The sequence below is a fragment of the Streptomyces sparsus genome (genome assembly GCF_054776295.1).
This window is the reverse complement of the sequence record NZ_BAAHCA010000896.1, coordinates 1-1988: the sequence shown is the minus strand read 5'-3', so window position 1 is coordinate 1988 and position 1988 is coordinate 1. Positions and strand designations below refer to the sequence as shown.

The following is a 1988-nucleotide window of genomic DNA, read 5'->3' as shown; positions in this document are numbered from 1 at the left end:
CGCGCTGCTGACGCGGGCGGTGAGCGGCACCGAGGAGGCGGACGGCCCCCACGAGGAGCTGCTGCGGCGGCTGGCGACGGGGCTGGCGACCGGGCTGGCCTCCGTCGTCGCCGTGCTCGACCCGGAGCTCATCGTGCTGGCCGGCGGGATACCCGCCGCCGGTGACGAACGGCTGCGCGCCCTGATCAAGGACGAGCTGTCCGAGCTGGCCGTGCCGCGCCCCCGGCTGCTGCTCGGTGAGGTGACCGAGGACCCGGTGCTCACCGGCGCGTTGGAGAGCGCCCTCACCACCACCCGCGACGAGGTGTTCGACACCTCACGCTGACCCTCCCACCCTCGCCCGCCCGTCACCTTCCGCGCCCCGGCGCGTCCGCTCCCGCGCCGGCGCCGGCGGCCCTCTCGCCGTTTCACTTCCGCCACTGCTGGAACGACTACTCCAGACCGCGGAACCCGTCCACACCAGTCAGTCCGGCAGCCGTGCACGAGGCCGGACTGGAACTGCCTACTCACGAATCAGGAGCCAAGGGCCAATGAAACTCGCAGTGGTGGGCGGCGGATCCACCTACACCCCCGAACTCGTCGACGGCTTCGCGCGGCTGCGCGACACCCTGCCGGTGTCCGAGCTGGTGCTCGCCGACCCGGCCGCCGACCGGCTGGAACTGGTCGGCGGTCTGGCCCGCCGCATCTTCGCGAAGCAGGGCCACCCCGGGCTGATCACCACCACCGGTGACATCGACGCGGCCGTCGCCGACGCCGACGCCGTCCTGCTCCAGTTGCGCGTCGGCGGCCAGCTCGCCCGCGACGGCGACGAGACCTGGCCGCTGGAGTGCGGCTGCGTCGGTCAGGAGACGACCGGCGCCGGCGGACTCGCCAAGGCGCTGCGCACCGTGCCGGTGGTGCTGGACATCGCCGAACGCGTCCGCCGCAGCAACCCGGACGCGTGGATCATCGACTTCACCAACCCGGTGGGCATCGTCACCCGGGCGCTCCTGGACGCCGGCCACAAGGCCGTCGGCCTGTGCAACGTCGCGATCGGCCTCCAGCGCAAGTTCGCGGCGCTGCTGGACGTGCCCGCCGAGCAGGTCCACCTGGACCACTACGGCCTCAACCACCTCAGCTGGGAGCTGGGCGTGCGGCTCGGCGGCCCCGACGGCATCGACGTGCTTCCGGGACTGATCGAGGAGCACGGCGGCCGGATCGCCGAGGACCTGCGGCTGCCCCGGCCGCTGCTGGAACGGCTCGGTGTGGTCCCCTCCTACTACCTGCGGTACTTCTACGCGCACGACGAGGTCGTCGAGGAGCAGCGCGGCAAGCCGTCGCGGGCCGCGGAAGTCGCCGCGATGGAGAAGGAACTGCTGGACATGTACGGCGATCCGGCGCTGGACGAGAAGCCGGCGCTGCTCGCCAAGCGCGGCGGCGCCTTCTACTCGGAGGCCGCGGTGGCGCTGGCCGCCTCGCTGCTCACCGGTCCGGCGGGCGACCCGGCGGGCGACCCGGCGGGCGAAACGGGCCGGGCGGGGAGCCAGGAGGCCGACCAGGCGGCGGTGGACGCGTTCGGCACGGGCGAGGGGTCCGGCCCGGACGAGGGCGACGTCCAGGTGGTGAACATCCGCAACAACGGCACCCTGCCGTTCCTGCCGGACGACGCGGTGGTGGAGGTACCGGCCCGGGTGACCCGGGACGGGGCCCGGCCGCTGCCCGCCCCCACCGTGGACCCGCTCTACGCCGGGCTGATCTCCGGCGTCACCGCCTACGAGCAGCTGGCGCTGGACGCGGCGCTGCACGGAGGTCGCGACCGGGTGTTCCGGGCTCTGCTGGCGCACCCGCTGGTCGGCCAGTACGAGACGGCCGACCAGCTCACCGACCGGCTGCTCGCCCACAACCGGGAGCACCTGGCGTGGTGGTGACCGACAACGCCGCCGCACGACCCGCCCCGAACGGCCCGGGCAGCGCCACCGCCCCGGACGGCCCGGTCACCGCCGCCCGCT

General features: G+C 74.1%; 2 protein-coding genes. Both read left to right on the top strand.

Annotated elements, in window-relative coordinates; all coding sequences use genetic code 11:
* Nucleotides 1-325, top strand: a 325-nt coding sequence (locus ACYVE9_RS24660; protein WP_461030105.1) for an ROK family protein, incomplete at its 5' end; no start/stop codon positions are given.
* Nucleotides 326-530: 205 nt separating this feature from the next.
* The gene (locus ACYVE9_RS24655; protein ID WP_461030104.1) at nucleotides 531-1907 is read left to right on the top strand and encodes a 6-phospho-beta-glucosidase; all 1377 of its coding nucleotides are present in this window, start codon (nucleotides 531-533) and stop codon (nucleotides 1905-1907) included.
* The last annotated feature ends 81 nt before the right edge of the window (nucleotides 1908-1988 follow it).